Here is a 26049-nt window from a genome sequence, read left to right on the forward strand (position 1 = left end):
CGATACGTCCTATAGGGTTATAGCCCACGGGTGGGGGTTTGCCCGGATGCGGGGATATCGACCCGATAAGACCGCCCAAACCACCACAAATCCCTGTGGGAGCGAGCTTGCTCGCGAAGGCGGCAGATCAATCGACATTTTCGTCACAGGAAGTCCGCTTTCGCGAGCAGGCTCACTCCTACAAGGATCTGTGTTCGGCAGGCCATGAGTGTTCATCCCCACCGTCCCCAATCCTGGGGAATGACGCCCTTTCCCCGCTGGCCAAAAACCTGACCCTTCTGCGCGTCAAGCCCTCTACCCCGGCCCTCTCCCGCCCATCCACCACACCTTGGCATGGAAGGTGTACAGGCCCTGTGCAACTGACCCATCCCCAAGGGGCAGGTACTTCGATAGAGGGATTAACTCATGCACCCTTTACTGTCCAAAACCGCGACTGTCCTGGTCGTGAGCGCGTTGGCCCAGGGCATAGCCCAGGCCGCTTTGTTTGCTGTTGACCCGGGTCCGTACACGGTGGCCACTGGCGGTTTCGCCAGTTGGTATCAGGACACCCACGGTCGCACCCTGGATCTGTGCCTGTCCAAAGCACTCAGCTCTCGCGTGCCGAGCACGCCCGGCGCACCTTCGTACATGTGCTCGCTGCTGCCGGCGCCCGGCATATTCGATGACGCCCAACCGCTGGCTTTCCCCAGCAACTTCCCCGACGAGGCGTTCTGGTTTACCGCTGACGGCACGATTGTCGACGCCGCGCGCGGCATCAACCTCTCCTACGGCTCGGCGATCGAAGCCGCGTTCAGTGGCGGTGACCCGGCGGAAGGCGATCAGATCAGCTTTGCGCGGATCCGCATCCGGGTCGATATTCCTACGGCCGGCACCTACGTCATCACCCACCCGTATGGCGTCGAAGTGTTCAACATCGACACGCCCGGCCGCCGCGCGATCAACATGACCCGCGACATCGGCATCGGCACACCGAAAACCTACGACGGCGCGCTCAAGGGTGACGTCGGACCGTTCCTGCGCAGTCTCAACGGGCCCTACACCGAAACCAACCCGGTGACTGGCTCGGCAGAACAGTTTGTCGGTGATCCGAACCTTGAAGAAGCCGTGACCGGCAGCCCGTTCAACACCAACTTCATCCGCATCGAAGGCCCCAATGGTCTGGATCTGCGGACGACGACATTTGCCGTCTCCGGCAAGTTGTCGACGGTAGTTCGACCCACACCAATGATTACCCAGCGCAGCACTTACTCACGCAAGGCGGGGACCAGCGCACCGGTCGCCCAGCAAGACGTGTTCGTCCTCGCCCCACCAGCGCCCGGCACCGTCGCCGTGACCAGTTTCACCCCGGTGCTGAACATGACCGAAGCCAACTCCACCGGTGCCTGGTATGCGCAATCGTCGGCCAACCCGACCGTCCCGAGCGTCCTGCAAGTGACCGCCGACAACCACCTGGCCATCGCCAGCAGCACGCCGACCACCCTGCCCATGACCCTGACCGACCTGGTAGTGATCCAGAGCGCGCAATACAGCCTGAGCTCCGGACAACTCACCGTGGTGGCCTCGACCAGTGACGAAACCTCGCCACCCGTACTCACCGCCACCTCCGGCAGCGGCGCCGCCATCGGTGCGCTGAGCGGCGACGGCGCGCTGAAAAGTCTGGCCACCGGGATCTCGCCGATACCGCCAGCCAAGGTGCGCGTGACGTCGTCCAACGGCGGCAGCGACACCGAAGAAGTGGTCATCGTGCAATGAACGCTCACATGCCCAGATCCGCATCAGGAGGCATCATGAACAAGTGGCCACGCTTTGCGCTCAACGCGCTCGGGCTCGCTCTCTCGCTGACCGGCAGTGCCTATGCGCAACTCGCCGCCGTCGACCCCGGCCCCTACACCTTTGCCACCGGGAAATTCCCGATGTGGTACCAGGACAACAATCTGCTGTCGATGGAGCTCTGCCAGTCGCGCGCCGCCAGCTCGCGAGTAGCGGTCAGCACGCCACCGGCCTACATGTGCACGCTGCTGCCGGAACCGGGCATCTTCGATGACAGCCTGCCGATGGTGTTCCCCGACAACTGGCCGCCGGAAGCCTTCTGGTTTCTCGCCGAAACCACTATTCCCAACAACGGCGCGGGCTATGGCATGGACGCTTATGTCGCGGGGATAGAAGCAGCGTTTTCCTCCGGTAATCCGGTGGACGGCGATCAAATAGCTTTCGCGCGAATTCGCATCCGGGTGAACGTTCCCGTAGCCGGCACATACACCATCACCCACCCGTATGGCGTCGAAACGGTCAACGTCACCACCCCCGGGCGCCGTGCGATCAACATCACCAAGGACATCGGCATCGGCGCGCCGGGCAACTTCAGCGGCGCATTGACCGGTGCCATTGGCCCGTTCCTGCGCAGCGTCAACGGCCCTTACACCGAAGTGAATCCTGACAGCGGCGGTGTCGAAACTTTCGTCGGTGATCCGAACCTCACCGAGGCCGTGACCGGCAGCCCGTTCGACACCAACTTCGTACGCATTGTCGGGCCATCCGCTGCGGGTACGATTCAAACCAGCCTGTTTACCGTCGCCGGCAAAGTGCTCGACAACCGTCAGCAAACCGCTGTCGAACTCGACCGCGCCACCTATCGCCGCACCTCGGCCGGTGTGCGTGCCGAAGTGTTCGCCAAGGCTGACAGCAGCTCGACCCTGTGCTTCCGCGAAACGGTGGCGCTGCTGCCCGGCCCTCCGCCAACGCCTTGCCAGACCAGCCTGACCGGTGACAATACCGGTTTGTTCTTCGGTCAGCGCCTGGGCAACGGCACCCTGCCGTCAGTCATCGTCGTGACCGCGACCAACCCGGCCGGGACCACACGCCCGACATCGGTGTCGAGCAAGCTCACCGACGTGGTGAAAGTGCAGACTGCGCGCTACAACTGGTCCAACAAAACCTTGTTGATCGAAGCGACATCGACCGATGAAGTAGCGATCCCGGACATGGTTGCGCAAGGTTACGGACGTCTATCGAAGTCCGGCACCTTGCAGCGCATCACCGTCGCCGACCTGACTCAGCCACCGGCCACCGTGACGGTGAAATCCGCCGCTGGTGGCAGTGACACCGAGCCGGTTGTCGTGGTCGGCACCGCACCGGACACCGGAGAAAACCAGGCACCGATCGCTAACGCCGACACCGGCAGCACCAGTTTCGGCGTGCCGATCACCCTCAGCCTGTTGACCAACGACAGCGATCCCGACGGCAACAACCCACTGGGCATCACCGCGCTGACCCAACCGGCGGCCGGCCAAGGCACCGTCGCCCTCAGCGGCACCGCCGCCGTGGTCTACACGCCGCCAGCCGTGGTCAACACGCCACTGACCACGACCTTCACCTACAAAGCGCAGGACGCCAAAGGTCTGGCCTCGGCCAACCCGGCCACCGTGACGATCACCGTCGCGCCAAACCGGGCACCGACCGCCGTCGCCGACAGCGTCGCCACGTTGGGCGTTGCGATCCCGATCAACGTACTGGCCAACGACACCGATCCGGAAGGCAACGTACCGCTGGGCGTCGCCAGCCTGACCCAACCGGCCGCCGGCCGTGGCACGGTCAGCACTGACGGCACGGTAATCACCTACACCCCACCGGCCACCGTCACCACGGCGTTCACCACGACCTTCACCTACATCGCCCGGGACAGCTTCGGCGCCCTGTCGACGCCGGCCACGGTCACGGTGCAAGTGTCGCCACGGCCAGCAGCGGAAACCTTCACCGTTACCGCTTCCACAGTGCAGGCACGCTCGGGCGGGCGCTTCAACTGGGACTTCACCGGCACCTCGTCAGTGACCACCGGCAACACCATCACCGTGCAGGTCACCACCCCGACCGGGCTGGTCACCCTCGGCACCACCACCGTACCGGTCACCGGACGCTGGCGGCTGACGCTGAACAACACGACGGTAGTGCCATCGGCCAACCCGACCGCGACGATCCGCTCGTCCCAGGGCACCGTGCGCACGGTCTCGGTGACCACGCTGTAAGCCTGATCCCCAGCCACTTGCGGGTGGCTGGGGCCGACTTCGAACCGGTTAACGCCTGACAGGATGTGAGCCATGAACACGCCGACCGCCGCCCTGCTTTGCCTGCTCCTGCTGTGCAGCACAGTAGGCGTGCGCGCCGACGACCTGATGGACAACGACGACCTGGCCCCGACCAGCAGCGACCTCGGCGAACTGCCCCCACCGGTGGGTCAGCAAGCCCTGATCGACCAACTCGGCCAGGCCAACGTCGCCCTGCTGCAACAGAACGGTCAGTCGCTGCTCGGGCAGATCGTGCAATCGGGCAGCAATCAGGAGGCGTACATCCTGCAACAGGGCAGCGACCTGATGGCGCTGATCAACCAGAACGGTTCCGGCAACGCCGCCTCGATCACTCAGAACGGCAGCCACAACCGCGCGCAGATTTCGCAAAACGGCAACAACAACGACGCCAGCATCGAGCAGGCCGGCGCGGGGCTGCAAAGCGCCGTGACCCAGTCGGGCAACGGCATGAGCGTTTCGGTCAAGCAATATCGCTAAGCACTGCAAATCATCGGAGAGATCATCATGTTCAAACTGACGCCCCTCACCGCCGCCCTCCTGGTCATGATCAGTGCCCAGGCGATGGCCGACGACAGCCTGTCCAACCAAAGCCAGGTCGGTACCGCCAACATCGCCGACGTGAAACAGACCCAGGCACCGTTCAGCACCGCCACCCAGACCCAACTGGGCCAGGGCAACGACGCCGCCGCCGTGCAAGACCACGCCAGCAGCGTGATCACCCAGGACGCGGTCGGCGACTACAACGCCGGCTACGCCGAACAACTTTACGAAGACAACGCCACCATCACCCAACAACAGATCGGCGCCTTCAACACCGCCCACGCCAGCCAGTCGTTGGGCTTCGGTTCACCGAACAGCGCGCTGCAACAGCAGCAAGGCACGGGCAACTTCTCGTTCATCTATCAGGATTCGCAGAACGGCAGCGAAGGCAAAACCTTCCAGTTCGGCGACAGCAACGAAGCCAACATCGAACAACTCTATGAAGGCAGCGGCAACAGTTCAGTGATCACCCAATACGGCACCGCCAACTACGGCACCGCCGAACAGGTCACTCATAACGGCGGCCAGATCGGCATCAACCAGGCCGGCGAAAGCAACTACGCCTACGGCGACCAGCGCAACGGCACCGGCGGCAACATCACCATCAACCAGTTCGGCAACCTCAACGGCAGCGAAATCTGGCAGGACGCGCAACTCGCCAGTCAGGCCACCGTCAACCAATACGGCGACAGCAACGAAACCGTGGTCGACCAAAGCTTCGGCGAAAACAACAGCGCCGCCGTCACCCAGGTCGGCAACAGCAACGCGATCTACGCCGACCAATTCGAATCGGTCAACTCGACACTGGCGCTGTATCAAGTCGGCAATGGCAACGTCCACTACACCTATCAGAGCGGCGACGGCCACACGCTCAGCGCCACCTCGGTGGGCAATGACAACAAGGTCTACGCCAGCAACTGGAAAGGCCCGCAATCGGGTGGACAGTTCGGCAGTAACCAGCGTGCGACCGTCACCCAGGCGGGCAATGGCAACATCGCCAGCTTCACTCAGGATGGCGTCGGCCATGTGATGACCACGCACCAGACCGGGGCTGGCAACAAGACCACGGTCAGTCAGGCGGAGTCGTATAACGAGCTGTATTTTGATCAGAACGGCAGCGACAACATTTTGATCTCGGATCAGCGCGGCACGGGCAACCTGGTGCAGGGTTCTTCGAATGGCACCGGCAACAGTGCTGAGTTTGATCAGTCCGGGTCTGGCAACCAGGCGTATACCGCGCAGTTGTATGGCAGTGACAACATGATCACGGTGAAACAGGCGGACACGATGAACGTGGCGTACGTGACCCAGGGCGGGACGGGGAACATTGCCAATGTCGATCAGAGTGGGGTTACGCAGACGGCGAATATTCAGCAGTTCGGGTCGGCTAACCAGGCGACGGTTTTGCAGCAGTAGGGGTTGGGTGTTGATGGGCCGCGATTCTCTGGTGAGGGGGGTCGCGGTTTTTTTGTGTCCGTAGGACCGATCAACGACACGCGTTGTTTAAAGCCCAGACGCGCCACGTCCTACAGAAAAATGAATGGTTTATGGAAAACCTGCACGTTTTCCTACCACGTCTAGCGGTTGGCCGTCGGAAGCGCAGCGACTAGGATTTTTCGGGACAACCTGAACCCTACGGAGCTCGACCGACGTGCAAATCATCCAGACAACCACGACAACATTCCCCTTACCGAATAGACTTCCAGGCATTGATCCCGGAGGTGCCATGATCGACCCAAAGATGATTGACCCGCTATGCCCAGTCGTCTCGGATCTTGATCCTGAAGAACAGGCTGCGAGCTATGACCGCTGGTTCAGGGCGGAAGTACAAGCGTCTCTCGATGATCCGCGTCCGAATCTTTCGCATGAACAAGTAATGGCCGAGATATATGCCTTGATTAAGGCAAAAGACAATGGTTTCGAGGCCGATTGAGTGGAGGCCCGAAGCACGGGCGAAGCTGGTAACAGTGCTCGAATACATAGTCGAAAGGAATGTTGGAGCAGCCAAAGAGATCTTGAAGGCAGTTGGAAAGGCCATAGCTTATCTTCCTGATCATCCCTATCTCTATCGATCAGGCCGGATCACCGGCACTCGGGAGATCGTCGTAAATTCCAGCTATCTGATCATTTATCGAGTGACAGATCGGATCGAAATCGTGAACGTTCTGCATGCGCGTCAGGAGTATCCGAGACGCGATTCTTTCTAAGCCATTCATCAACAAAAAAAACCGCGCTGCCTTCAGGAGCGCGGTTTTTTTATTGGGTACGATCAATCTTTAGGAACCGGGTCTTCCTAGCGCAACGCCTCACGAGCCTCATGTTTGATTCGCTGTTCCGCCATCAATGCCTTCATCTCTGCCATTACCTGCTCATTCGGAATGCTGGGGCGTGGGTCATTCATTGATTTCTGGACTTTGGCACAGAGCCAATGGTCGTAGCTGGCGGCTTGTTCTTCGCTTTCGAACTCTGGAACGGTTGAGGAAAACAGGGGATCCATGGTGCCTCCGGACTGAGTGTAATCGCGGTTTCTGTTCTTGATCGTTCCCACGCTCTGCGTGGGAACGATCAATCAGCCATCCTTCAACTCGACGTGATCCAGCGCTTGATTCACCGCCAGTTCGCCCAGCATGACGACTTGAGCGATGCCCAATGCTGTCTTGCGTTGTGAAGTTTCCAGCGAGGCGGCGAAGTTGATCAGCATTTCGCTGGCCGAGCCTAGGGTTTCGCTGGCGTTGGCCAGCAGGGATTCGGTGTTGTACCTGGGGTTGGCGAGGTACATGGGTTCCGGCTCGTTGGTGCTGGACATGATGTGAGGTGTGGGGTTGAGGTAGAAGTCGAGGGCACGGTCGGCGGCTTCGTGGAGTTTTTTGCTGTCGACGGAGGCGTAGGGGGATGTGGTGTTGGTGTCTGATTCTGGGGGGTTGGGTGTTGGTTTTTTCATGATTATTTACCCTGTATGACGGTTATAGCTGGCCCCCCATTCGGTTTCCAAGCGAATAGGTGGCAGCTGTACGCAGGTTGGAAACCCGGGACAGAGGCAACCCGGCAGACACAAGGTCTCCCACGCACAGCCGCCATAACAAAGTGCACACAGTGAAGGTGCGCAAGGATACGTTATGAATGGCGCTTGTGCGCTCTGTAGTTACTCGGGTTTCCACGCCCGGTCGCTGAATTGGCAGCGACGAATACAGGCTAGAGACCAGACGTCCGACGGACAACCTGAAAACCTTGTGGGAAGGTTCCGCAAAATCGAAACATCCTTTAAACATCCCGAATTGAAATACGCATGTGTAGGAGCTGCCGAAGGCTGCGATCTTTTGATCTTGATTTTTGATATTCATCTTAAAAAATCAGAGTCAAAAGATCGCAGCCTTCGGCAGCTCCTACAGTGAATGAGAGCAACCGGCGGGAATTGGTCGGCTCATAGATCGCCATCGCTGGCAAGCCAGCTCCCACAAGGATTTGGGTACATCCGCAATAGCTACTGGTGTCTGAGAGATAGCTATCGCGAGCAGGCTCACTCCTACAATTGAATCGCGTGCTGTCAGCAAGAGATTGGGTGGCTGTCAGGCCGCCTTCGCGAGCAAGCTCAGCTCCTACGAAGATCAAAAGCCAAGCACGCCGTGCTTCTCACCACTCAACAGGATGAGCGTTAGCTCGGCTGCAGCTTTTGATCTTGATCCACGGGCGACGTCGGAAGGCTTCGTTCCGGGATTGATCCGGGCGTGGGAGCGCAGCGACCGTTTGGCGCAGCCAAACACAGCGAGAGGAGGTGCAGCGAAGCAAACCGTAGGCGCTGCGCCCGGATCGGTCCCGGAGCGAAGGAACCCCGAGCCCCAGCGAGCGGGCCGCACGTAGGAGCAAGCGTTTTTTGCTTACTTTTTGCTGGGCCGGCATTCCGGCGTTTGAAAAAAAGTGAGTCGCCGTAAGGGCGAAACCCTAGATGGCCATTGCCGCAGGAATGGATATGTACTCAATCAGAAAGAACCCCACCGCCTGACAGAAAGCCTTCGCGAGCAAGCTCGCTCCCACAGGGGAACTGAGTGCAGATGGAAGAGATTTGTTGCCTGTCAGGCCGCCATCGCTGGCAAGTCGAATCGTCGCACCGCAGCTGCGACAGAAAAGCAAAATCAAAACCCACACCGATTGGATGCATTCAGAAAGGATGGGCGGTGCCAGGCAAACGCTTTGCGATAGCGGGGAATTGGATACGGGTAACCCGCGACTTCCTGATGAAGAGGTCGCGGATGTTTATGTGCTGGTGAACACTCAGCTCTTGTTGCTCTTTGTGATAACGAACCACAATCCCGTGTATTCAAGCGTGATCGATGAGTAAGTCAGGTCGCCGACTATCCGCTGGACGCCCACCTTGGAGTTGAAATTCACAATAGACTCATGGAACACGTCCATGACGATTTTCTTGTTTTCCTCCACCGGGATGTCGGGGTTGAGCGCCTCAGTCGTCGCAAGCAAAACAGTCAATATCTGCCGTTGTTCTTCCTCGCTGCCGCTCGGCGAAAAAACCATCAGGGTCACGCCATCTACGTTGGCATCATTCGTATCAATGGTTCCCTGCATCAGCAGATCCTTGCTCAATTGATACAAAAACGTCGGCTGGGCTCCGCCTGTCCGAACTTCAAAGTCGGCGATTTTATAATTTTTATTGTATCGGCCAATGGCAGCGTTGAACGCGTCATGGAATTCGGAAGCGGTCAGCCCCAACGAGGTCGCTGAAGGCGCAGCGTTGCGGTTGGCGCTGGCGGACACCACCTCAGATCTACCGGCATGCTCAATCTGGGTAGAGAGATAGGTCAGAAGAGCGAAGGACAGCGACGTCAGGATTATCCCCGTCAGAAAACTGCTCAACCGGCCGGGAACGTTTCCGGTTTTTTTGTTCCTGTATACCTTCGGCGCTATCAGGCCAACCACCCCATAAACGGCAAACACGACAGTCAGCACAAACACCAGCCCGAACAATATCAGCACTTATTCATTCCTTTTGAATTGCGAAAGTGATGGCATTCTAACGTCACCCCTCCGAAAAAGCCCAATCGTGACGAAGGGAAAGCCACAGTTTGGTTCAGTGTATTCAAACAGAGATTGGTCGGCTTTCACGCCGCTTTCGCGAGCAAGCTCGCTCCCACAGTTTTAATGTGCGTACAACCCAAGCGGCAAAGCCGCCCCACTCAACAGGATGAGCGTTAGCTCGGCTGCAGCTCTTGATCTTGACCCACGGGCGACGTCGGAAGGCTGAGTGGAGGGATTGATCCGGGCGTGGGAGCGCAGCGACCGTTTGGCGCAGCCAAACACAGCGAGAGGAGGTGCAGCGAAGCAAACCGTAGGCGCTGCGCCCGGATCGATCCCGCAGCGAAGGAACCCCGAGCCCCAGCGAGCGGGCCGCACGTAGGAGCAAGCGTTTTTTTGCTTACTTTTTTTAGGCGTTTGTAAAAAAAGTGAGTCGCCGTAAGGGCGAAACCCTAGGTGGCCATTGCCGCAGGAATGGATATGTACTCAATCAGAAAGAACCCCACCGCCTGACAGAAAGCCTTCGCGAGCAAGCTCGCTCCCACAGTTGGAACTGGATACATCTGCCAGAGGTTGGTCGGCTATAAGGCCGCCATCGCTGGCAAGCCAGCTCCCACAAGGATTTGGGTACATCCGCAATAGCAACTGTGTCTGAGAGATAGCTATCGCGAGCAGGCTCACTCCTACAGGTTTAAACCGGTTTCGACCGAGAGAGCCTGGTCGGCTGTCAGGCCGCCAAGCTCAAAGATCCAACAGCTCACTCCGCCTCAGGATCAACCTTGTTCTGAGTCAAATACCGATTCAACACATCATCCTGCCCAGGCACAGAAGCGTCCCCCGCCACCTGCCACAAATGCCGCTCAATCCCCTGCGCCACCATATGCCCCACCGCCGCCTCAATCGCCGACAACACACACAACTGCGCCGGCTCATTCGTCGTATACCCAACCTCCGCCTCAAGCAACTTCTTGAACTCGATAAACTTGAAAATCCCCGCGCTACGCGCCACCGAATAAATCGTCTTGCTGGTCATCACATTCGCCAACACCTGCCCGCTGCGCACATCCACCGCCCGCAAATTCACGGTCACCTGATCCACCCGATACTCACGCTGCAAATCAATCCCCAGATACCGCGCCCCTTCCCCACCGCTACGCACGTTAGTGTCATAAGCGATGATCCCACCCTCGAGCATCATGTTCGCCGCCTGCAACGGTGGCAGCTCACCCTGAATATTCACCGGCGTATTCGGCTTTTTCTGCGACGCGCGAATAATCTTGCGCTCGGTCAACAGGTTCTGCAGCCCTTCCCTTTCCAGCACCACAAACCAGCCACTGGCCTGCATCGCGTCCATCAACATCGACGCCGCACCCTGAGTCACGCTGGTGGAAAACGAACTCGCCGGCGTCGGTTTGTACTGCCCGGTCTGGTCACGGAAGCCGTACACCACCGCCATCAACCGCCCCTTGGGGCGCGGCATCTTCAGCAAGTCGTAATAAGTCGAAGCCCTTGGAGTCAAGGTCGGGGTTTCGGTGTCCTGCTCGGCCGACATCGGCTCACGCAGACTGCACCCTTGTAATGTCGCCAACAGCAGCCCTAACGCGATGATCTTTTTCATGTCCATCACTCCCCGGAACCGTCAGCCCGTCATGGGTTGAGGCCGTTCACCTGAATTTCCGAAACCTCACCGGTCGCTCGATCGGTCACTTCAATGCTCAGTGCCCCGGAGTCGTCGATGACGTTGACGATAAAAGAGTCGGTGGACAGGCTCCCCGTGTTGCCGGTGGAGATGTTGTCCAGCAACTGCCCTAGCAGCCGCGATTGCAATTGACTGGTGAAGCGCTCCAGCGCCGAGGTGCCGGCCACGGTCGAACGGCTCTTGAGATCAGGGTCGTCGTAATCGTTTTGCGCCTGCGCGTTGTTGAGCAGCCAGGTGCCGTTGAGCGGGTTGCCGCCGAACGACGGGTTGACCGGCGTGTAGACCAGTTCAGTGGCCTGGACAGCCGCAACGCTGGCGAGCCCGATCAACAACCCCGAGATCCAGAATCCGCTGCGCCGTGAGAACGTTGTGCTGTTCATAATTCGTCCTTCTCAAGGTCGGTGGTGTCCTGCAACAGAGCCTCCAGCTTGCGCTGGACAACCTGGCGTCGAACCCAGTCGGCGGCCGCGTAGGCCTCGTCCTTCAGTTCCACGGTGTTCGGCGGCAGGAAGCGCCGATAAACCAGGCGTTGCTGATATTCCACGGTCACCAGGCTGCCCCAGCGCGCGTCGGGCCGCTCGCGCACCACCAGGTTGAAATCCATTGGGCTGGTGTCACGCAGGCGTTCACTGAACGAGTAGTAAAAGTCGTGGCCGATGTGCGAGATCGTGTCGTCGACGATGAAGCCCATCATTTCGTCTTCTTCACCGGCGTGGGCGCAGCACGCCACAGCGGTGAGGATCAGCGCGCACCACCATTGGCGAGTCATGGCTGCAACGCCTGCGGCAAATTTGACTGGCCTTTGGCCGGGCCCCCGCTACTAGTGCCAGTGCCCTCAAGAAAGGCTTTTTCAGCCACGAACTGCCAGTCCGAATAACGCTGCATGCCTTCGAAATCCGACCACTGCGACGGGAAGCCCGCCTGCTTCAACGGCAGCTCGGTCGACGGGCTGTTGAGGCCGGTGATGCGTCCATCGAAACCGCGTTGTACTGCCCATTCACCCTGACCGATCGGGTCTGGATAAAGCTGACGCAAATGATGTTTCGCTTCTGGAAAACGTTGATCGTCGAGCAGATCGACCAACTCTTTCGGGTACTGCGCCAACCCCGGCGAACTGCGGTAGTAGCTGCGCAGCGCCTGCGCGTACTGAGTGCCGACCCAGAGCAACTGGCGTTCACGGTCGCGGCGCGAAGCGGTCGACCACAACTCGCCAGCACTGGCCAGGCCCATGCCCATCACCACAATCAGGAACAGCACGCCCAGGTAAGTGAAGCCGCCCTGCTGCGCACGGTTACCACTCGGAATACTGGCTGCCATCACGCGCCCTCCCGGTAGCACCGCTTTTGATATCAGCCACGCCGCCGGCAACGCCGTCCGGTGGCGCGATCAGCACCCACTGGTCTTTGCGTTCGGTGATCGGATCGAGTGGTGCGTTGCGCAGGTAACGTTGTTCGATCAGTTGCTCGATGGAATCCGGATACCGCCCGGTGTCGCCGTAAAAGTGATCCAGCGCCTCGCGCATCGCCGACAGGCTCTGGCGCAAGGTGGTTTCCTTCGACGCTTCGAGGCTGTTGAAGTAGCGCGGCAGCGCGATGGTCATCAGCGTGGCGATGATCGCCATCACCACCATCAGCTCCAGCAAGGTAAAACCTTTTTCCCGGCGCATGAGGTTCACCACTCGCGATAGGCGATGCCGTTGAGGCCCTTGCCCCGGGCGTGGGAGTAGACGTCAAAGACGTCCTCGCCATCGCGCGGGATCTGAGCCGAACTGTCGTAGGCGCGCACGCCCCAACCCCCTTCGTCATCCCGTTTCGCCGGCACCAGCGGATCGCGCGGGATGCGGCGTAAAAAGTAGAACTTGGCGCCCTTCGCACTGCGCACATCGCGCACGCCTTCGACCAGCACTTTCAGGTTCGGCGGGTAGCCGCTGCTGTTCAGCGACTTCTCGATGTACCCGGCATCGAAGGCGCGTTTGTAGGCGTCGATGGCATCGCGAATCTGGTACAGCGCGTTGCGCAATTCCTGCTCCTTGCCACGCCGCACCAGGGTCTCGGTCAGCGGCGCAGCCATGCTCGCCAACAGGCCGATCAGGGCCAGCGTCACCACGACTTCGATCAGGGTGAAACCGCGTTGGGAGGCGTTCATGATCAAGGCTTCTCGACAGTGACGCGGGTGGTGGCCACGGCCGATTCACCGACGGCACGTGGCTGCGCGGCAGGCGACGGCATCACGTAACTCTGCGAACGATCCGGTGCCTGAATGTGCATGCTGGTTTCGGTGCCGGTGGAGAATTCCATGTCCGACGGGCTCTGGTACGGCAGGTTGCGCACGATCCGTGGGGTGATCGACAGCACCAGTTCGGATTTGCCGATGGTGTCTTTGTTGCTGCCGAACAAGCGGCCGAGTCCGGGAATGTCACCGAGGCCGGGAATCTTGTTGCCGGTGGCGCCGTGGTCGTTGCGCACCAGCCCGGCGAGGATCTGGGTTTCGCCGTCGTGCAGACGCAGCGAAGTTTGCGCGTTGCGGGTATCGACCTGCACCGGGATCGTGCCTTGGCGGGTCGGCTCCAGCGGCGTGGCATTACTCACTTCCAGGGCGATCTTGATCGCCACTTCGTTGTTCAGGTGTACGGTGGGGGTCACTTCGAGCTTCAGACCGACATCCAGATAGGTCACGCTTTCGGTGATCACCGGCCCCTGTGTCGACGGCACCGAGGTGGCGCTGATGATCGGCACACGCTGGCCGATGTGGATGCGCGCCTGCTCACGGTTGCTGACGCGAATCACCGGGCTGGCGAGGGTGTTGATGTCGTTGTCCTGCGCGTTGATCTTGGCCTGCGGCGATGGGCCGATGGAGATGCGGTCGGAGTTGATGCCCTTGAGTTGCCCGAGCAGCGTGACCGGCGAACCATCGCTGTTAACCACGCCGAAAGTGCTCGGCCATTGCAGGCCAAGGTCGAGAATGCGCTGGGTGGCGACTTCCATCACCTCCACTTCGAGCACCACTTCCGGGTTGGACTGGTCTTGCGATTGCAGAAGTTTCTCGGCCATGCGCACGGCATCTTCGGTGTCGCGCATGGTCAGGGTATTGAGGCGTTCGTCGACAAACACGTCGCGGGTCTTGAGCATGGTTTTCACCATGTTCAGCGCGGTGTTGGCGTCGATGCTGGTCAAGTAGAAGGTGCGCATTACCAGTTCCTGGTAATCCTTCACTTTCTGCGGCGAGTCCGGGTAGATCAGCAAGGTGTTTTCGTTCACCACTTTCTGGTGCAACTGGTTCTGTTGCAGCAGCAAGGTCACGGCGTCTTCGATGCGCACGTCACGCACGAATATTGTCGCTTTCATGTCCGGGCGCAGGTCTTTGTCGAAGATGAAATTCAGCCCGGCGACTTGCGACAACACTTCAAAAATGGTCTTGAGGTTGGCGTCACGAAATTCCAGAGTCACCGGTCGATCGAGCTTGGTGCGCAGTTGCGGATAAGCAATCACGTTGCGGCTCTGCACCAGGCGAATGTTGCCTTGCAGCTCCAACGCACCTTCATTGGCCGGGTCGAGTTCGAGGATCTGTTTGACCTGACGATCAGCGCCGTAGATGTCGCCGCGACGCAGATCGCCACGGGCCAGCTCGAGTTTTTCGTCCATGCTGCGCAGGTACTCCATCTGCTTCAGGGCATCCTGGGCGCGGCGGTTGTTCGGCTCGATGGTCAGCACGCGCATGTATGCAGTGCGCGCCGAGGTGAAATCGCGACGCGCGCGGTCGGTGTCGCCGGCCGTCAGCAACGCCGTGATCGCCTTGGCCCGGCCGGTGTTGAGCAGCAGGTGCAATTCGGTGTCGCGAGGGTTTTCACGCAGGCCTTCTTCGATCCGCGCCAGCCCCGCCTCGTACTGACCCTGTTCAATCAGGTCGGCGGCTTCCTTATTGGCCACCTGCGCAGTGCTGCACGCGGCCAGCCCGGCACACAGGCCCAGGCTCATCAGCAAACGGGAACGGTTCATTGCGTACTCCCCACAGACAAGGTCTGCGACAAATGCAAAGGCAGGTAAACCAGGCTCAATTCCAGATCGGAAATGCCGGTGATCTTCCAGGTGTCGTCGATCACATCCCCGTTGCGCACGACGTAGATCTTTTCGCCGTTCTGCAAAAACACTTGCAGGTCGCTGCGGTCATGCAGCCGACCGACGAACTGAAACGGCACCGGTGGCAGGCTCGGGGCTTGCACCACTGTGGCCGGGTTGATCGCTTGTTCGGTGACCGTGGCCAGGGTCGGCGCGGCCTTCCAGGATTTCGCCGCGAACAGATCGCCGGCCGGGCTCAGGTCCCTGATCGGCGCGTCTTTGGCCTTGGCGGTGCTGGCCGGCAGCGCGCCCCGGGTTTTCCCCGGCGTGGCGACCGCTACTTCGCTGGAATCGGCGTCTTCACTTGGCGAGAAATACTCCGGCAACCATGCCAGCGCCGCCGCCACGCCGAAGAACGCCAGCCACCCTGTCACGCGCTTGGTATTCATCACGACCTCGACAGGTAAAGGGTCATACGGATCCGGCCATTGAGGTCGGTGTCGCCAATCTTCTTGCGTTGCAATTCGAGGTCTTCCACCACCACTGCCGGCAACTGACCGAGCAAGGCGTGCACGAAGCGGCGCAGTTGCGGGTAGCTGCCGCGCACTGGCAAGAGGATCTGATAGCGCGCCAGATGGGTTTTCGGGTCGACACCGAGGGCGTACTCACCGCGCGCCAGGGTGATGTGCTCCTGGGCTGCGAGGGCGTAGATGCGGTCGATGGCGACCGTGGCTTGCGGCTGCGCCGGCAGTTTGTTGCGAAAGTCGTCGAGCTGACGCTGCGGCACCACCGGCGGCGCGATGCTGCCGTCTTCAACCTTGGCCAGGTACGCGCTGGCTTCCTGAGTCTGCTGGCTCAAGTGCTGCAACGATTGCCAGCCCGGCAGCAAGCCACCGAGTGCCCAAGCCACGGCGACCAGCAGCAGCGCCAACCCGGCCAGGCCCGGAATGCCGAGGCCTTGCAGGTATTCGTGGACGATCAGTCTAGGGATTCGCATCGCCCATCTCCCAGGTCGCCGACAGGTTGAATTGCACCGGTTGTTCCGGCGATTTGACGACAATTTCGTGGCTCAGCAGCGACACGTCGGACAGCTCGTCGCTGGCTTCCAGCCGTTTGTGGAAATCGAGCATCGCTTGCAGATCCCGAGCTTCAGCGCTGATGCGTACCTGGCCTTTACGGGCATCCGGGGTCAGGCTCAGCAGCGCAACGTCATCGCGGGGCATCGCTTCGAGCATGGCGAACAGCCGTTCCCACGGCCGGCGCAGTTGTTGCGAGACCTTGCGCATCTCGGCGAGGTTCACCGCTTGCTCGCGGATTTGCGCCGGGCTCAGGGTGGACTTGGCGCCGCTGTCACCGGTGAGCTGACGCTGCGTGGTTTGCAGATGACCTTGTTGCTGTTCGGTGTGCGCGTCGAGGTGCTGTTGGACGCCGAAGCACAGCAGCGCCAGCAGCACGCCGCCGCCGAGCAGGCTCCAGCCCAACGGGCCGGAACGTGGCCGTGGCTGAAAATCGAGATTAAGCGCGCGCATGTCAGGCCACCGCCCGGGACATGACGTACAAGCCGTCACGCACGGTCATCGCGTCGTCTTCAAGGGTGCGCAGTTGCACCCCCGCCACGTCCGGATGCGCATCGAGCCGCGCCGGCGCATGCAGATATACATTGAAGGCGCGTTCGCTGGTCGAGGCTTGCAACTGCCGTTCGCGACCGATCAGTGCATTCAACGCGGCATCGCTGTCGCTGCCGCCCACCGAACGCACGCCAGCCCAGCGCCCTTCCCTCGCCAGCAACAACACGCTGCGCTGCGGCTCGGCGACGACGAAGAGGAAGTCGCCGGCATCGAGACTTTTGTCGAAGCGGTTGAACGCCGCCATCAGGTACGGCTGCACCGAGCGCAGGCGCAAACCGCGAGCACTGACCAGCGTGCGCAGGCGTTCGAGCAAGTCTTGCGGCAAGGCGCTGGCGATGCGGTCGTAACCGGCCGGCTCGGCGGACAACACCAGACTCCACGGCTGGGTTGGTGGACCGAACAGGTCTTCGAAACACAGTTGGGCAAAGCCGCGCAGTTCTTCCGGGCTGCTGATCTGCGCGCTCCATGGCACCAGGCAGAAGCGGCTGAAATGCCCGGAGATGACCACGCTCAATTCGGCACCGGCGCGGGCGTGTTCACCGAGCAGGCGATCGAGGGTGTCCAGCGCCACCGCGTAACTCTGGAAGCCTTCGTCGATGTAGCCGACGCTGCCCAGCCACAGGGTGTCGCTACCGCGCCGCTGACCGAGGCCAACACCGCTGGCGCCGAGCACGGCGACAAAACGCTCACGAGATAAATGTGACACGATTGATCTCCTCCAGCGTGGTGCGACCTTGTTCCACCAGCTCCAGCGCCGATTCGCGCAGCAGGCGCAAACCACGGGCACAGGCCAGGGCTTTGATTTGGGTGATCGGTTGGCGCTCGACGATCATCTGGCGCAGTTCGTCGTCGAGGTGCAGCAGTTCGGCAATCGCCGTGCGCCCGCGATAACCGCTGCCCCGGCAGTGTCCGCAGCCCTTGCCGTGGACGAAGTGGTAGTGGTCGACTTTCTGCGGATCGAGGCCCGAGGCGCGCAGTTCTTCATCGCTTGGATTGACCGGTGCGCTGCAACTGGCGCACACCAGCCGGATCAGGCGCTGGGCGAGAATCGCGTTGAGCGCCGAGACCAGGCTGTAGGGGTCGATTTCCATTTGGGTGAAGCGGCCGATCACGTCGAAGACGTTGTTGGCGTGGATGGTGGTGAACACCAAGTGGCCGGTGAGCGCCGACTGAACGGCGATCTGCGCGGTGTCGGGGTCGCGGATCTCACCGACCATGATTTTGTCCGGGTCGTGGCGCAGGATCGAGCGCAAGCCACGGGCGAAGGTCAGGCCTTTTTTCTCGTTGACCGGGATTTGCAGCACCCCCGGCAATTGATATTCAACCGGGTCTTCGATGGTAATGATCTTGTCCACGCCGTGGTTGATCTCGGTGATCATCGCGTACAGCGTGGTGGTTTTACCGCTGCCGGTCGGGCCAGTCACCAGCACCATGCCGTAGGGCTCGGCGGCGAGGCGGCGCAACTGGCGCAGGGTTTCGTCTTCAAAGCCCAGCGCCTGCAATTGCACGCCGCAGACCTTGTCGGCGAGATCCTGTTTGTCGAGCACCCGCAGCACCGCGTCTTCGCCGAAGATGCTCGGCATGATCGACACGCGAAAGTCGATCTGGCGGCCACTGATGCCGATCTTGAAGCGACCGTCTTGCGGCACGCGTTTTTCGCCGATGTCCAGTTCGGCCATGACCTTGACCCGCGAAATCACCTGCTCGGCGAATTCGTTGCCCTGGACTTTGCTGATGTTGTTGAGCACGCCGTCGATGCGGTACTTGATCACCAGGCCATGGCCGGTGGTGCCGAGATGGATGTCGCTGGCGTGCATTTTCAGCGCGTCGTACAGGGTCGAGTTGACCAGTTTCACCACGCTGCTGGCGTCTTCGCTGATGCTGGTCAGCGACAGGCTTTGCAGGGTGTCGATTTCGTGGTGAGTGTCGCCCTGAGCGTTCAGCGATTCGACGGCATGAAAGCTTTCTTCGTGGCGGGCCAGATACGCCTTGAGGTCATCGGCGTGCACCAGGTACAGCGGCGCGCCGTGCAGGCAATCGTCGATCCAGGCCAAGCGCGCCGGGTCGAAGGGGTCGGCAAATACGCCGATGACTTCGTCGTTGTGGCGCAGCAGGATGAATTCACGTTTCAGGCATTGTGCGAGGGTGACCCGGTCGAACACCGGCGTCGCGGCAAACAGGCTGTCGGTGTCGAGCACCGGGTAATGCAGGGTGGCGCCGAGGGTGTGAATGAACGGCATCGGCGCCAGTTCACAGAGTACGCCGAGGGCTTCTAGGACGCGTTCGCCGGAGGTGGCGGCCCGCGCCCGGGCCTGGGCAAGCTGTTCACTGGAAAAACGCTCTGGGGCGCTTTCGGCCGGCAGCGGTTCGACGACAACGGACAGACGTTCCATGGCTTGCTCTCCAACCGGGGCTTAGAGCCCTGTCGGCGCGGCAAACCTTGGCGGCAAGTGCCGGAACGTCTGTTCGCGCCATTACTCCCCGGTGAGCATTTGATCGTCGTCCGGTGCCATGGCGTGCAACTGTCGTCGCCGATCCGCCAACACCCAACTGCCATCGTACAACTGCAACGGGAAGCTCTCGGTCCTGCTCTGGCGTCGTTCGACAAAGCCCTCGGAAGGGCTCGCACCGGGTTTCGCTTCACGCTTGATGCCCAGAAGGTCGCAGACCGCCCGCGCCAGTTCCGCCAAGGGAAACGGTTTGAACAGGATGTGGCTGACCCCCAGTTGCCGCGCCCGCTCACAGACTTCAGCGGTCGGGTGACCCGTTATCAGCACAAAATGGCACGTCCTGTTCTGGCGGACCGCGTCGAGCACCTCAAAGCCTTCCATATCGGGCAAGCGGTAATCGAACACCAGCACGTCGGGGGCAAAGGTTCCGGCCAAACCGATAGCCGTCGCTCCGTCATGTGCAATCGCGACGTCCAGCCCCTGCGCCGACAGATAATCCTGAAGGTTCTGTGCAAGCAGCTGTTCGTCTTCGACAACCAGTACTTTGTTAACCAAGGTCGACTCCTTGAAACAGCAGGTCCGATGACCCCGCCCTGAGAGTGCGCCTTACCAGGGGTAACGCACACTTCATGCCAGGCTGAGCGCCGGTAATTTTATGTCTTCATGTCCTTGAATTTAATGACAATGCCCGCTCGTCCTGGTACCCCGTTCCCCAGAAACGGGGAAGCACCTGAATGGGCATCGAAGCCATTCCCCACTATTGGGGGGGAACCTTCAGTCGTCGTCAATTCGTTCGATCCTGTTCTGCACCCGTAATTGCGCGAGCACCTGACGACGAGCCTGGGTCTGTTGCTGTCGGGCGAGCTCTGCCCTGACTGTATCCAGCCCCTGTAAATCTGGGACATCGGCGGCCTCCAAGTGGTTCGGCAAATAAATCACATGCCAGCCAAACGGTGAACGCAGTGGTTGGCTGGCAAAACTCGCCCCGCTGACAATCGAGGCGCGCATTTGCATCAAGCGTAGACGCGCTTGAGCCACTGTGGCTGCATCTGCTTGCACGGGCACGCGGATCAACAGGTGACGGGGTTGCAAGGTATTGGCGCGGATCAGTTCGGCGAACATCTGCTGCGCCGCCAGTTCGCGGCGGGTGTACTCGGTGAAGGAGGCCTCATCGAAACCGGCGTCCTGCAAGCGCCGGACGAATTTTTCCGCGCCGCCGATGGCCATGCGGGTTTGCTCGATCTGCTGACGCAGCGCTTGCTCGTCGATCTGCCGGCCACGTTTCTGCGATTCCTGCCACAGCAATTCTTTGTCGATCAGCATTTGCAGCGCCGCCTGGCGCAGTTCCTTGTAGGCCTTGGGGCTGCGAATACTCGTCACCGCGCGGCCCTGATCTTCCAGGTATTCGGCGAAGAAGCGCTCGAAGCGAAACCCGGAAATCTCCGTGCCGTTGACCCGTGCCACGGCCGGCTCGTTATTCGCCCACGCCAGCGGCAGCCAGCAAGTCAGCAGCAAGATCAGCGTTGTGAGTTTCATGATCGGGCCCTCCGTTCAGGGGCTGGCAACCATCGGTTTATAGGGTGCGACCAGATAGAAACGTTGATCGGGCAAATCCACGGTAACCACATGCGCGCCGCTCAAGCCCAGCCGTCGACCGGGACCGAAACTCAGGCGCGGGGTCAGGCCGGTGTCGAAGTCGTGCAGGCCTTCCAGCGCCGCCACCAGTTTCTCGCGGCTGGCGTCGCGGCCGGCCTGCTTCATGCCTTCGCTGAGCAGCAACATCGAGGCATAGGCGCCGACTTGCAGCACCGCGTGCTGGGCGCCGAGTCCTTGGCCTTCACGCAGTAACGTCAGGGCCATGCGCCCAGCCTGGGTCCAATCGCTGGGCACGAACGGATAGGCGAGAAACACCCGCCGGGTGAATCCGTCGGGGACTTGCAGCAGATCACCCGCCACCTGACTAGAGGCGGCAAACAGGTAAGGCACTTGCCCGGCGCTTTGCAGCCGCGTCGCCAGACGACTGAAGCCGCCGCCAGTGCCCAGATAAAACACCGAACGCGAACCCAGCGGCAGCGCATCCGCCGCCGGGTCGTAGGCTTGCAGATGGACTTTCTGCCAGCCGTGATCCTGCAAGTACTGGCCGAGGTTTTGCGCGGCTTGCGTCTGGATCGGGTCATCGGGATAAGCAATCAGTGTCGGCCCTTGCAGCACGCGCAAACTGGCCGTGGCGTAATCGGCCAGCGCGATCAACTGCTCACGCAGGCCTGGTAACGGCTCGAATATCTGCGGACTGGCCTGCAGGGTGCCGAGGATCGACATCGGCCCGATCAGCGGCATACCGGCCTGTTCCAGGCGAGCCCCCAGTTCGCTGTCGAGAGCCGGTGCCAGCGGTGCGATCAGGGCGAACACCTGCTCCTGCTCGATCAACTGCTGCAAGGCTTGCTCGGCACTGGCGCGGTCCGGGCCGGGATCGATCACCGTCAAGCGCAACTGCCGGCCGTGAATGCCACCGGCCTGATTGATCCGCGCGACACTGCCGTTGAGCACCGCCGCAACGGTCATGCCCTCCTCGGCCAACGGCCCTTGGCTGGGCAGCAAGGTGCCCAGATGCAAGGTCTCGGCATCGAGGCCAGGGTCGCGTTCGTCGGCGAGGCGTTTGAGATAGGCGGTGAGGTTGCGCTGATCCTTCATCGACAGCAGAAAGCGCGGCATGCTCGGGTCGAGACGGTTGTGGCCGGGGTCTCGGCCCTGCTCAATGGCCGTGGCCAGAGTGCTTTCGCTGTAGGCCGGATAGCTGCGGCCGTTGACCTGTTGCTGGCCATACGTGCTGGTCAGTCGCGCCCAGTTCAATTCGGGGGGACGCACGCCACCTTCAGGTCGGCCGAGGCCATCGGCGCCATGGCAATTGGCGCACGGCAGGCTGGTCGCCGGCAGCAACACATCCGCCGCGCCGACCCGCGCCATGATCGCTTCGCCACTGGCCGACAAGCCTTGGCGGTACAAGCGTTTTCCCGCCGCCTCTTCGGGTGTCAGCGGCGCAGCGCTCGTGCCAAGGCTGACGCCGGCGAGCAGGACCATGGCGAGGACGCGGTAGCGTTTCATGGCGCGGACTCAGCGGCCGGCCACGGGCATTGTCAGCAACTGCAAGCGCTGGGCAATGGCGGCAGCCGGGGCGTCAGGACGGATTTTGCTCCAGCGTTTATTGGCGACATCGCCGACGATCAACTGCGTGGAGTGTTGCTCTGGCGTCGGTACGATCTGGCCGATGCGACTCAGCACCAAGTCCATCTGCGCCTTGTCGCCGGTGAGAAAAAGCCAATGAGGGTCATCGGAACCCTGCTTCAAGGTGTAAGCCTTGAGCACCGCCGGCGTGTCGCGCAGCGGGTCACTGGTAAGGGAAATGAAGGTGATGTCTTGCGCCTTGTCGCCCAACAGCTCGCGGACTTCCTTGAGCTTTTGCGTGATCAGCGGGCAGGCGTCATTGCAACTGGTGAAGATCACGTTAAGCAGGACGATGCGGTTTTGCAGCGCATCGCTGTAGAAGCGCAGGGTCGCGCCGTTCTGATCCTGTAAAGGCGTGTCGGTGAACCAGGTTTTCGCGTCGTGGGTACCTTTGGCCGGCGCGGCGGCCACAGCGGCTGGCGGCTCAGAGACGTGGTCTTCGTGAGCAAACGCGACGTTACCAAGAATCCAGAAGCACACGGTCAGGGCGATCCAGTCGAGCAGTCTCATGGCTGTTGCTCCATGGCGATGGCTGTGTGTTTGGCGTGGGTGCGCAGGCCGCTGAGTTTTTCCACTTCCTTGGCCAACAGTGCTGGATCGGTGAAGCCGTAATAGCGCATCCAGTGACGATTGTTGCCGTCGCCGACGAGGATCAACGGTTGGTGATTCTTGAAGTCGCCGCTGAAACTGCCGAGGCCCTTGAGGGTTTCATTGATCGACTGCGGCGAGCCGGTCAGCCAGCTCCAGCCCGGCCCGCGCTGGAAGGTGCGGGCATAATCCTGCAGGCGTTTCGGGTCGTCGCGCTGCGGGTCGATGCTGATCGACACCAGTTGCACTTCGTTGCCGACCCGCGCACCGAGCTGTTTCTGCACCTTGCCCATGATCGACGAGACCACCGGACACACCGTGGTGCAACTGGTGTAGATGAAGCTCATGACGACGATTTTGCCCTGCACCAGGTCTTGTTCCAGGCGTACGGTTTTGCCGTTCTGGTCGAGCAGCGGCACGTTGGCGAATTTCACCTGGGCGTGTTCCTGAGTGCTGCTGGCCGGGGCTTTGTGCCCAGCGTGTTCGTCTGCCGAGTGAGCGTTGGCGTATTGGATGCCAAGGCTCAACAGGCACAGGGTCAGCAGGCCACTGGATGCAAATCGGTTCATGTCGAAACTCCTCTTCAACGGGCTTGGCCGGGGGCTACCCGAACACTGGCAAAGGTCTTGTCATCGAAACCGGCGCCCAAAGAGGCCGCACGCACATGCAGATACCAAGCGCCGCTGCGGTCGAGGGTGATCGGCGCTTCGTACACGCCGTCGGCGACTTCCAGCGCCGCCACTTCGCGGGGATGCGAGGTGGGCGCGAGGTAGTAGCGCAATTGCACGTCTTTCACGCCGCTGCGCTGGGTTTTGTCTTTGCCCTGCACGATGCGGAAACGCACGACGTAGGGGTCGTTGAGCGCCACGGCAGTCTTGTCGAGGAGGAACTCGACTTTCGGTGCGCCGAAGTGTTTTACCAGGGCGCCATTGGTTTCGATCTGCGCGGTAAAGCAGTGAATGATGTTCGGTTGATTGAGCAGGAACGCCACGTCAAAGCGCCCCGCCGCCGGCAGCTTCACCCGCGCGCTGTACAGTCCCGGCGAGATTTCGCGCAAGCTGCGATCGATGACCATGGCGGCGCGGGCGATCTGGCCACGGTTGGGGTAGCCGGACATCGGCGCGTTCATGCCTTCGGCGTAGAAGTAGGTGGTGTTGTCGACCGGGTTGACCACGAACACCGCGTTGTCGTCGCGCGACACCGCCAGGCTTGAGGCCAGTGGCAAATCCCCGGCCAGACGCGGCGCTTGCGGGCCGGCTTCGAACCCCTGGCTGATCGGCTGGCGGCCTTCGCCTAAAGAAGACAGGTTGATCATGGTGACTTTCGGTGAAGCGAGTCCGCGGATGTAGGCGTAGGCCTGGGTGAACACCACTTGGTAGGGTTCGGCGCTGACGTCGAGGTCGTGAATGGCGCTGTTGGTCGCGGCGTCGATGATGCTGGCGCGGTTTTCCACGGTGTTGAGCACCACGCCGAAGCGGCCGTCGGCGCTGAAACCCATGGGGCCGAGGCCTTGTTGCAGTTTGATCACCCGGCGGATGGCGTGCGTGTTGGCGTCGATCACGGTCACCGTGCCGTCCTTGCCATCGGCCACATACACCGCGCCGGACAGCGCGGAATAGGCGACTGACAGCGGATGCGAGCCGGTTTTGATCTGCTCGACGATGGTCAGGCTGGCGATGTCGACCACGCTGACGGTGCCGTCGTCACGGTTGCTGACGAAGGCGAAGCGGCTGTCCTTGCTGAAGCTGATTTCGTGGTGGCCGCGCCCGGTCTGCAAGTATTTGAGGGGTTTGAGGCTTTGGCTGTCGATCACTGTGACGCCGGAGTCTTCGGTTTTGCTGGCGTTGTTGCCGACCCAGAGCAGACGTTCATCCGGTTGCAGCGCCAGGCGCACCGGTTGGCTGCCGGCTTTGATCGAATCGAGAACCTTGAATTGTTCGCTGTCGATGACGGCCACTTCGCCGGCCGTCGGCATGGAAACGAACACACGTTTGTTGTCTTTGGGCGTGACCCAGTCCATCGGCGGTTGCTTGAGTTCGATTCGCGCGAGCGTGCTGGTGATGCCGCCGACCGACACCGACGGATCGACCACAGCGATGCTCGCGTCGCGGTTCATCACCAGCAGGAAATAGCTGTTGAGGTCGAGCAACGGCCGCGCACCGATGTTGGATTTGAGAAACACCCCGACCCGGGCCTTGCAGCTCTGGTCGCGGCCCTGGGCCTGATCGGCGGCGAGGGTTTGCGGATCGACCCAGGCCCCCGGCGCTACCCCGGACAACGGCTGGCCGGAGGCGCTGTCAGTGACGCGAAACTGCACATCGGCGAATTCACCTTCACGCAGTTTGCCGTCAGCGGCCAATGGCTTGAGGTTGAAATCCACCGCCACGCCGTCGCGGTTCAGCGTCTGACCCGCACCGGTTTGTGCCAGCGCAATCTCACTCAGCGTCAGCAACGCACCGGCCATGGCCAGCGTGCAAATACCGATGATGTTGATGATCCTGTTCATCTAACTCTCCCCTACCTCTTCACCTGGCAAAACACCGCCCCCCATGTGGGAGCGAGCCTGCTCGCGAAAGCGTCTTCAGCCTCACCCTCACAAACCGAGTTGCCCCCATTCGCGAGCAAGCTCGCTCCCACAAGGGATTTGCGTACATCCACTTCCTCACTGCCAACCACTGTCCCCTGTGGGAGCGAGCTTGCTCGCGAAAGCGGTCTGTCAGCCAACACACCTGTTGCATGTGCCGCCCTCTTCGCGAGCAG

General features: G+C 61.0%; 27 protein-coding genes. 6 read left to right on the forward strand and 21 right to left on the reverse strand.

What is annotated here, in order from left to right; all coding sequences use genetic code 11:
• Positions 1–405: 405 nt before the first annotated feature.
• The 6 genes from BMY54_RS24675 (at position 406) to BMY54_RS24700 (ending at position 6829) form a co-directional block, all read left to right on the forward strand.
• Positions 406–1752 (forward strand): hypothetical protein, encoded by a 1347-nt coding sequence (locus BMY54_RS24675; RefSeq protein WP_093439210.1) that lies wholly within the window; start codon positions 406–408, stop codon positions 1750–1752.
• Positions 1753–1787: 35 nt separating this feature from the next.
• Entirely contained in the window at positions 1788–4022 is a 2235-nt protein-coding gene (locus BMY54_RS24680; RefSeq protein WP_093439213.1) for an Ig-like domain-containing protein, read from the forward strand.
• Positions 4023–4094: 72 nt separating this feature from the next.
• The gene (locus BMY54_RS24685) at positions 4095–4559 is read left to right on the forward strand and encodes a curlin (RefSeq protein WP_093439216.1); all 465 of its coding nucleotides are present in this window, start codon (positions 4095–4097) and stop codon (positions 4557–4559) included.
• 27 nt (positions 4560–4586) lie between these two features.
• Positions 4587–6038 (forward strand): curlin, encoded by a 1452-nt coding sequence (locus BMY54_RS24690; protein WP_093439219.1) that lies wholly within the window; start codon positions 4587–4589, stop codon positions 6036–6038.
• A 310-nt stretch (positions 6039–6348) separates the two neighbouring features.
• Positions 6349–6555: a type II toxin-antitoxin system RelB family antitoxin gene (locus BMY54_RS24695; RefSeq protein ID WP_093439222.1), complete on the forward strand. Its 207-nt coding sequence runs from the start codon at positions 6349–6351 to the stop codon at positions 6553–6555.
• Positions 6536–6829, forward strand: a complete 294-nt coding sequence (locus BMY54_RS24700) for a type II toxin-antitoxin system RelE/ParE family toxin (RefSeq protein WP_081265248.1) — start codon at positions 6536–6538, stop codon at positions 6827–6829. The genes BMY54_RS24695 and BMY54_RS24700 overlap by 20 nt, the downstream gene beginning before the upstream one ends.
• Positions 6830–6915: 86 nt before the next feature.
• Here BMY54_RS24700 and BMY54_RS24705 read toward each other — a convergent pair whose 3' ends face one another.
• From BMY54_RS24705 to BMY54_RS24805, 21 genes are all read right to left on the reverse strand, one after another.
• The gene (locus tag BMY54_RS24705) at positions 6916–7119 is read right to left on the reverse strand and encodes a type II toxin-antitoxin system RelB family antitoxin (RefSeq protein WP_093439499.1); all 204 of its coding nucleotides are present in this window, start codon (positions 7117–7119) and stop codon (positions 6916–6918) included.
• 72 nt (positions 7120–7191) lie between these two features.
• Positions 7192–7563 carry a DUF6124 family protein gene (locus BMY54_RS24710; protein ID WP_093439225.1) on the reverse strand — a complete coding sequence of 124 codons (372 nt, stop codon included), beginning with the start codon at positions 7561–7563 and terminating at the stop codon, positions 7192–7194.
• Positions 7564–8891: 1328 nt separating this feature from the next.
• On the reverse strand, positions 8892–9608 hold the full coding sequence (locus tag BMY54_RS24715) for a hypothetical protein (protein WP_093439228.1): 717 nt from the start codon (positions 9606–9608) through the stop codon (positions 8892–8894).
• Between the two features lie 796 nt (positions 9609–10404).
• Positions 10405–11265, reverse strand: a complete 861-nt coding sequence (locus BMY54_RS24720) for a CsgG/HfaB family protein (protein ID WP_093439231.1) — start codon at positions 11263–11265, stop codon at positions 10405–10407.
• 29 nt (positions 11266–11294) lie between these two features.
• Positions 11295–11726, reverse strand: a complete 432-nt coding sequence (locus tag BMY54_RS24725; RefSeq protein WP_093439234.1) for a curli assembly protein CsgF — start codon at positions 11724–11726, stop codon at positions 11295–11297.
• Positions 11723–12115: a curli production assembly/transport protein CsgE gene (gene csgE, locus BMY54_RS24730; protein ID WP_093439237.1), complete on the reverse strand. Its 393-nt coding sequence runs from the start codon at positions 12113–12115 to the stop codon at positions 11723–11725. The genes BMY54_RS24725 and csgE overlap by 4 nt, the downstream gene beginning before the upstream one ends.
• Positions 12112–12663, reverse strand: coding sequence for a type II secretion system protein (locus BMY54_RS24735; RefSeq protein WP_093439240.1), 552 nt, complete (start codon positions 12661–12663; stop codon positions 12112–12114). The genes csgE and BMY54_RS24735 overlap by 4 nt, the downstream gene beginning before the upstream one ends.
• On the reverse strand, positions 12638–13012 hold the full coding sequence (locus BMY54_RS24740) for a type II secretion system protein (RefSeq protein WP_007919395.1): 375 nt from the start codon (positions 13010–13012) through the stop codon (positions 12638–12640). The genes BMY54_RS24735 and BMY54_RS24740 overlap by 26 nt, the downstream gene beginning before the upstream one ends.
• Positions 13013–13017: 5 nt before the next feature.
• Positions 13018–13491, reverse strand: a complete 474-nt coding sequence (locus BMY54_RS24745; RefSeq protein ID WP_093439243.1) for a type II secretion system protein — start codon at positions 13489–13491, stop codon at positions 13018–13020.
• Positions 13492–13493: 2 nt separating this feature from the next.
• The gene (locus tag BMY54_RS24750; protein WP_093439246.1) at positions 13494–15341 is read right to left on the reverse strand and encodes a secretin N-terminal domain-containing protein; all 1848 of its coding nucleotides are present in this window, start codon (positions 15339–15341) and stop codon (positions 13494–13496) included.
• Positions 15338–15850 carry a hypothetical protein gene (locus BMY54_RS24755; RefSeq protein ID WP_093439249.1) on the reverse strand — a complete coding sequence of 171 codons (513 nt, stop codon included), beginning with the start codon at positions 15848–15850 and terminating at the stop codon, positions 15338–15340. Before BMY54_RS24755 ends, BMY54_RS24750 begins: the two co-directional genes overlap by 4 nt.
• Entirely contained in the window at positions 15850–16398 is a 549-nt protein-coding gene (locus BMY54_RS24760; protein WP_093439253.1) for a GspMb/PilO family protein, read from the reverse strand. The genes BMY54_RS24755 and BMY54_RS24760 overlap by 1 nt, the downstream gene beginning before the upstream one ends.
• A complete protein-coding gene (locus BMY54_RS24765; RefSeq protein WP_093439257.1) occupies positions 16385–16930 on the reverse strand; it encodes a PilN domain-containing protein in 546 nt (181 codons plus the stop codon). The genes BMY54_RS24760 and BMY54_RS24765 overlap by 14 nt, the downstream gene beginning before the upstream one ends.
• Position 16931: 1 nt before the next feature.
• Entirely contained in the window at positions 16932–17735 is an 804-nt protein-coding gene (locus tag BMY54_RS24770) for a hypothetical protein (protein ID WP_093439260.1), read from the reverse strand.
• Complete coding sequence (locus tag BMY54_RS24775) at positions 17716–19422, reverse strand: GspE/PulE family protein (protein ID WP_093439264.1); 1707 nt, start codon at positions 19420–19422, stop codon at positions 17716–17718. Before BMY54_RS24775 ends, BMY54_RS24770 begins: the two co-directional genes overlap by 20 nt.
• 81 nt (positions 19423–19503) lie before the next feature.
• Complete coding sequence (locus tag BMY54_RS24780) at positions 19504–20034, reverse strand: response regulator (protein ID WP_093439267.1); 531 nt, start codon at positions 20032–20034, stop codon at positions 19504–19506.
• Positions 20035–20253: 219 nt separating this feature from the next.
• The gene (locus BMY54_RS24785; RefSeq protein WP_093439270.1) at positions 20254–21015 is read right to left on the reverse strand and encodes a peptidylprolyl isomerase; all 762 of its coding nucleotides are present in this window, start codon (positions 21013–21015) and stop codon (positions 20254–20256) included.
• A 15-nt stretch (positions 21016–21030) separates the two neighbouring features.
• Entirely contained in the window at positions 21031–22581 is a 1551-nt protein-coding gene (locus BMY54_RS24790) for an ABC transporter substrate-binding protein (RefSeq protein ID WP_093439273.1), read from the reverse strand.
• A gap of 9 nt (positions 22582–22590) precedes the next feature.
• The gene (locus BMY54_RS24795; RefSeq protein WP_093439276.1) at positions 22591–23211 is read right to left on the reverse strand and encodes an SCO family protein; all 621 of its coding nucleotides are present in this window, start codon (positions 23209–23211) and stop codon (positions 22591–22593) included.
• A complete protein-coding gene (locus BMY54_RS24800; RefSeq protein ID WP_093439279.1) occupies positions 23208–23858 on the reverse strand; it encodes an SCO family protein in 651 nt (216 codons plus the stop codon). Before BMY54_RS24800 ends, BMY54_RS24795 begins: the two co-directional genes overlap by 4 nt.
• A gap of 14 nt (positions 23859–23872) precedes the next feature.
• The gene (locus tag BMY54_RS24805; protein WP_093439282.1) at positions 23873–25795 is read right to left on the reverse strand and encodes a YncE family protein; all 1923 of its coding nucleotides are present in this window, start codon (positions 25793–25795) and stop codon (positions 23873–23875) included.
• Positions 25796–26049 lie beyond the last annotated feature (254 nt).

It is taken from the genome of Pseudomonas sp. ok266 (genome assembly GCF_900110195.1).
GTDB lineage: Bacteria > Pseudomonadota > Gammaproteobacteria > Pseudomonadales > Pseudomonadaceae > Aquipseudomonas > Aquipseudomonas neuropathica.

Excerpts from the sequence above, each read along its gene's own strand:
- BMY54_RS24675 (WP_093439210.1), top strand. The coding sequence starts at position 406 with ATGCACCCTTTACTGTCCAAAACCGCGACTGTCCTGGTCGTGAGCGCG.
- BMY54_RS24680 (WP_093439213.1), top strand. The coding sequence starts at position 1,788 with ATGAACAAGTGGCCACGCTTTGCGCTCAACGCGCTCGGGCTCGCTCTC.
- BMY54_RS24685 (WP_093439216.1), top strand. The coding sequence starts at position 4,095 with ATGAACACGCCGACCGCCGCCCTGCTTTGCCTGCTCCTGCTGTGCAGC.
- BMY54_RS24690 (WP_093439219.1), top strand. The coding sequence starts at position 4,587 with ATGTTCAAACTGACGCCCCTCACCGCCGCCCTCCTGGTCATGATCAGT.
- BMY54_RS24695 (WP_093439222.1), top strand. The coding sequence starts at position 6,349 with ATGATCGACCCAAAGATGATTGACCCGCTATGCCCAGTCGTCTCGGAT.
- BMY54_RS24700 (WP_081265248.1), top strand. The coding sequence starts at position 6,536 with ATGGTTTCGAGGCCGATTGAGTGGAGGCCCGAAGCACGGGCGAAGCTG.
- BMY54_RS24705 (WP_093439499.1), bottom strand. The coding sequence starts at position 7,119 with ATGGATCCCCTGTTTTCCTCAACCGTTCCAGAGTTCGAAAGCGAAGAA.
- BMY54_RS24710 (WP_093439225.1), bottom strand. The coding sequence starts at position 7,563 with ATGAAAAAACCAACACCCAACCCCCCAGAATCAGACACCAACACCACA.
- BMY54_RS24720 (WP_093439231.1), bottom strand. The coding sequence starts at position 11,265 with ATGAAAAAGATCATCGCGTTAGGGCTGCTGTTGGCGACATTACAAGGG.
- BMY54_RS24725 (WP_093439234.1), bottom strand. The coding sequence starts at position 11,726 with ATGAACAGCACAACGTTCTCACGGCGCAGCGGATTCTGGATCTCGGGG.
- csgE (WP_093439237.1), bottom strand. The coding sequence starts at position 12,115 with ATGACTCGCCAATGGTGGTGCGCGCTGATCCTCACCGCTGTGGCGTGC.
- BMY54_RS24735 (WP_093439240.1), bottom strand. The coding sequence starts at position 12,663 with ATGGCAGCCAGTATTCCGAGTGGTAACCGTGCGCAGCAGGGCGGCTTC.
- BMY54_RS24740 (WP_007919395.1), bottom strand. The coding sequence starts at position 13,012 with ATGCGCCGGGAAAAAGGTTTTACCTTGCTGGAGCTGATGGTGGTGATG.
- BMY54_RS24745 (WP_093439243.1), bottom strand. The coding sequence starts at position 13,491 with ATGAACGCCTCCCAACGCGGTTTCACCCTGATCGAAGTCGTGGTGACG.
- BMY54_RS24750 (WP_093439246.1), bottom strand. The coding sequence starts at position 15,341 with ATGAACCGTTCCCGTTTGCTGATGAGCCTGGGCCTGTGTGCCGGGCTG.
- BMY54_RS24755 (WP_093439249.1), bottom strand. The coding sequence starts at position 15,850 with ATGAATACCAAGCGCGTGACAGGGTGGCTGGCGTTCTTCGGCGTGGCG.
- BMY54_RS24760 (WP_093439253.1), bottom strand. The coding sequence starts at position 16,398 with ATGCGAATCCCTAGACTGATCGTCCACGAATACCTGCAAGGCCTCGGC.
- BMY54_RS24765 (WP_093439257.1), bottom strand. The coding sequence starts at position 16,930 with ATGCGCGCGCTTAATCTCGATTTTCAGCCACGGCCACGTTCCGGCCCG.
- BMY54_RS24775 (WP_093439264.1), bottom strand. The coding sequence starts at position 19,422 with ATGGAACGTCTGTCCGTTGTCGTCGAACCGCTGCCGGCCGAAAGCGCC.
- BMY54_RS24785 (WP_093439270.1), bottom strand. The coding sequence starts at position 21,015 with ATGAAACTCACAACGCTGATCTTGCTGCTGACTTGCTGGCTGCCGCTG.
- BMY54_RS24790 (WP_093439273.1), bottom strand. The coding sequence starts at position 22,581 with ATGAAACGCTACCGCGTCCTCGCCATGGTCCTGCTCGCCGGCGTCAGC.
- BMY54_RS24795 (WP_093439276.1), bottom strand. The coding sequence starts at position 23,211 with ATGAGACTGCTCGACTGGATCGCCCTGACCGTGTGCTTCTGGATTCTT.
- BMY54_RS24800 (WP_093439279.1), bottom strand. The coding sequence starts at position 23,858 with ATGAACCGATTTGCATCCAGTGGCCTGCTGACCCTGTGCCTGTTGAGC.
- BMY54_RS24805 (WP_093439282.1), bottom strand. The coding sequence starts at position 25,795 with ATGAACAGGATCATCAACATCATCGGTATTTGCACGCTGGCCATGGCC.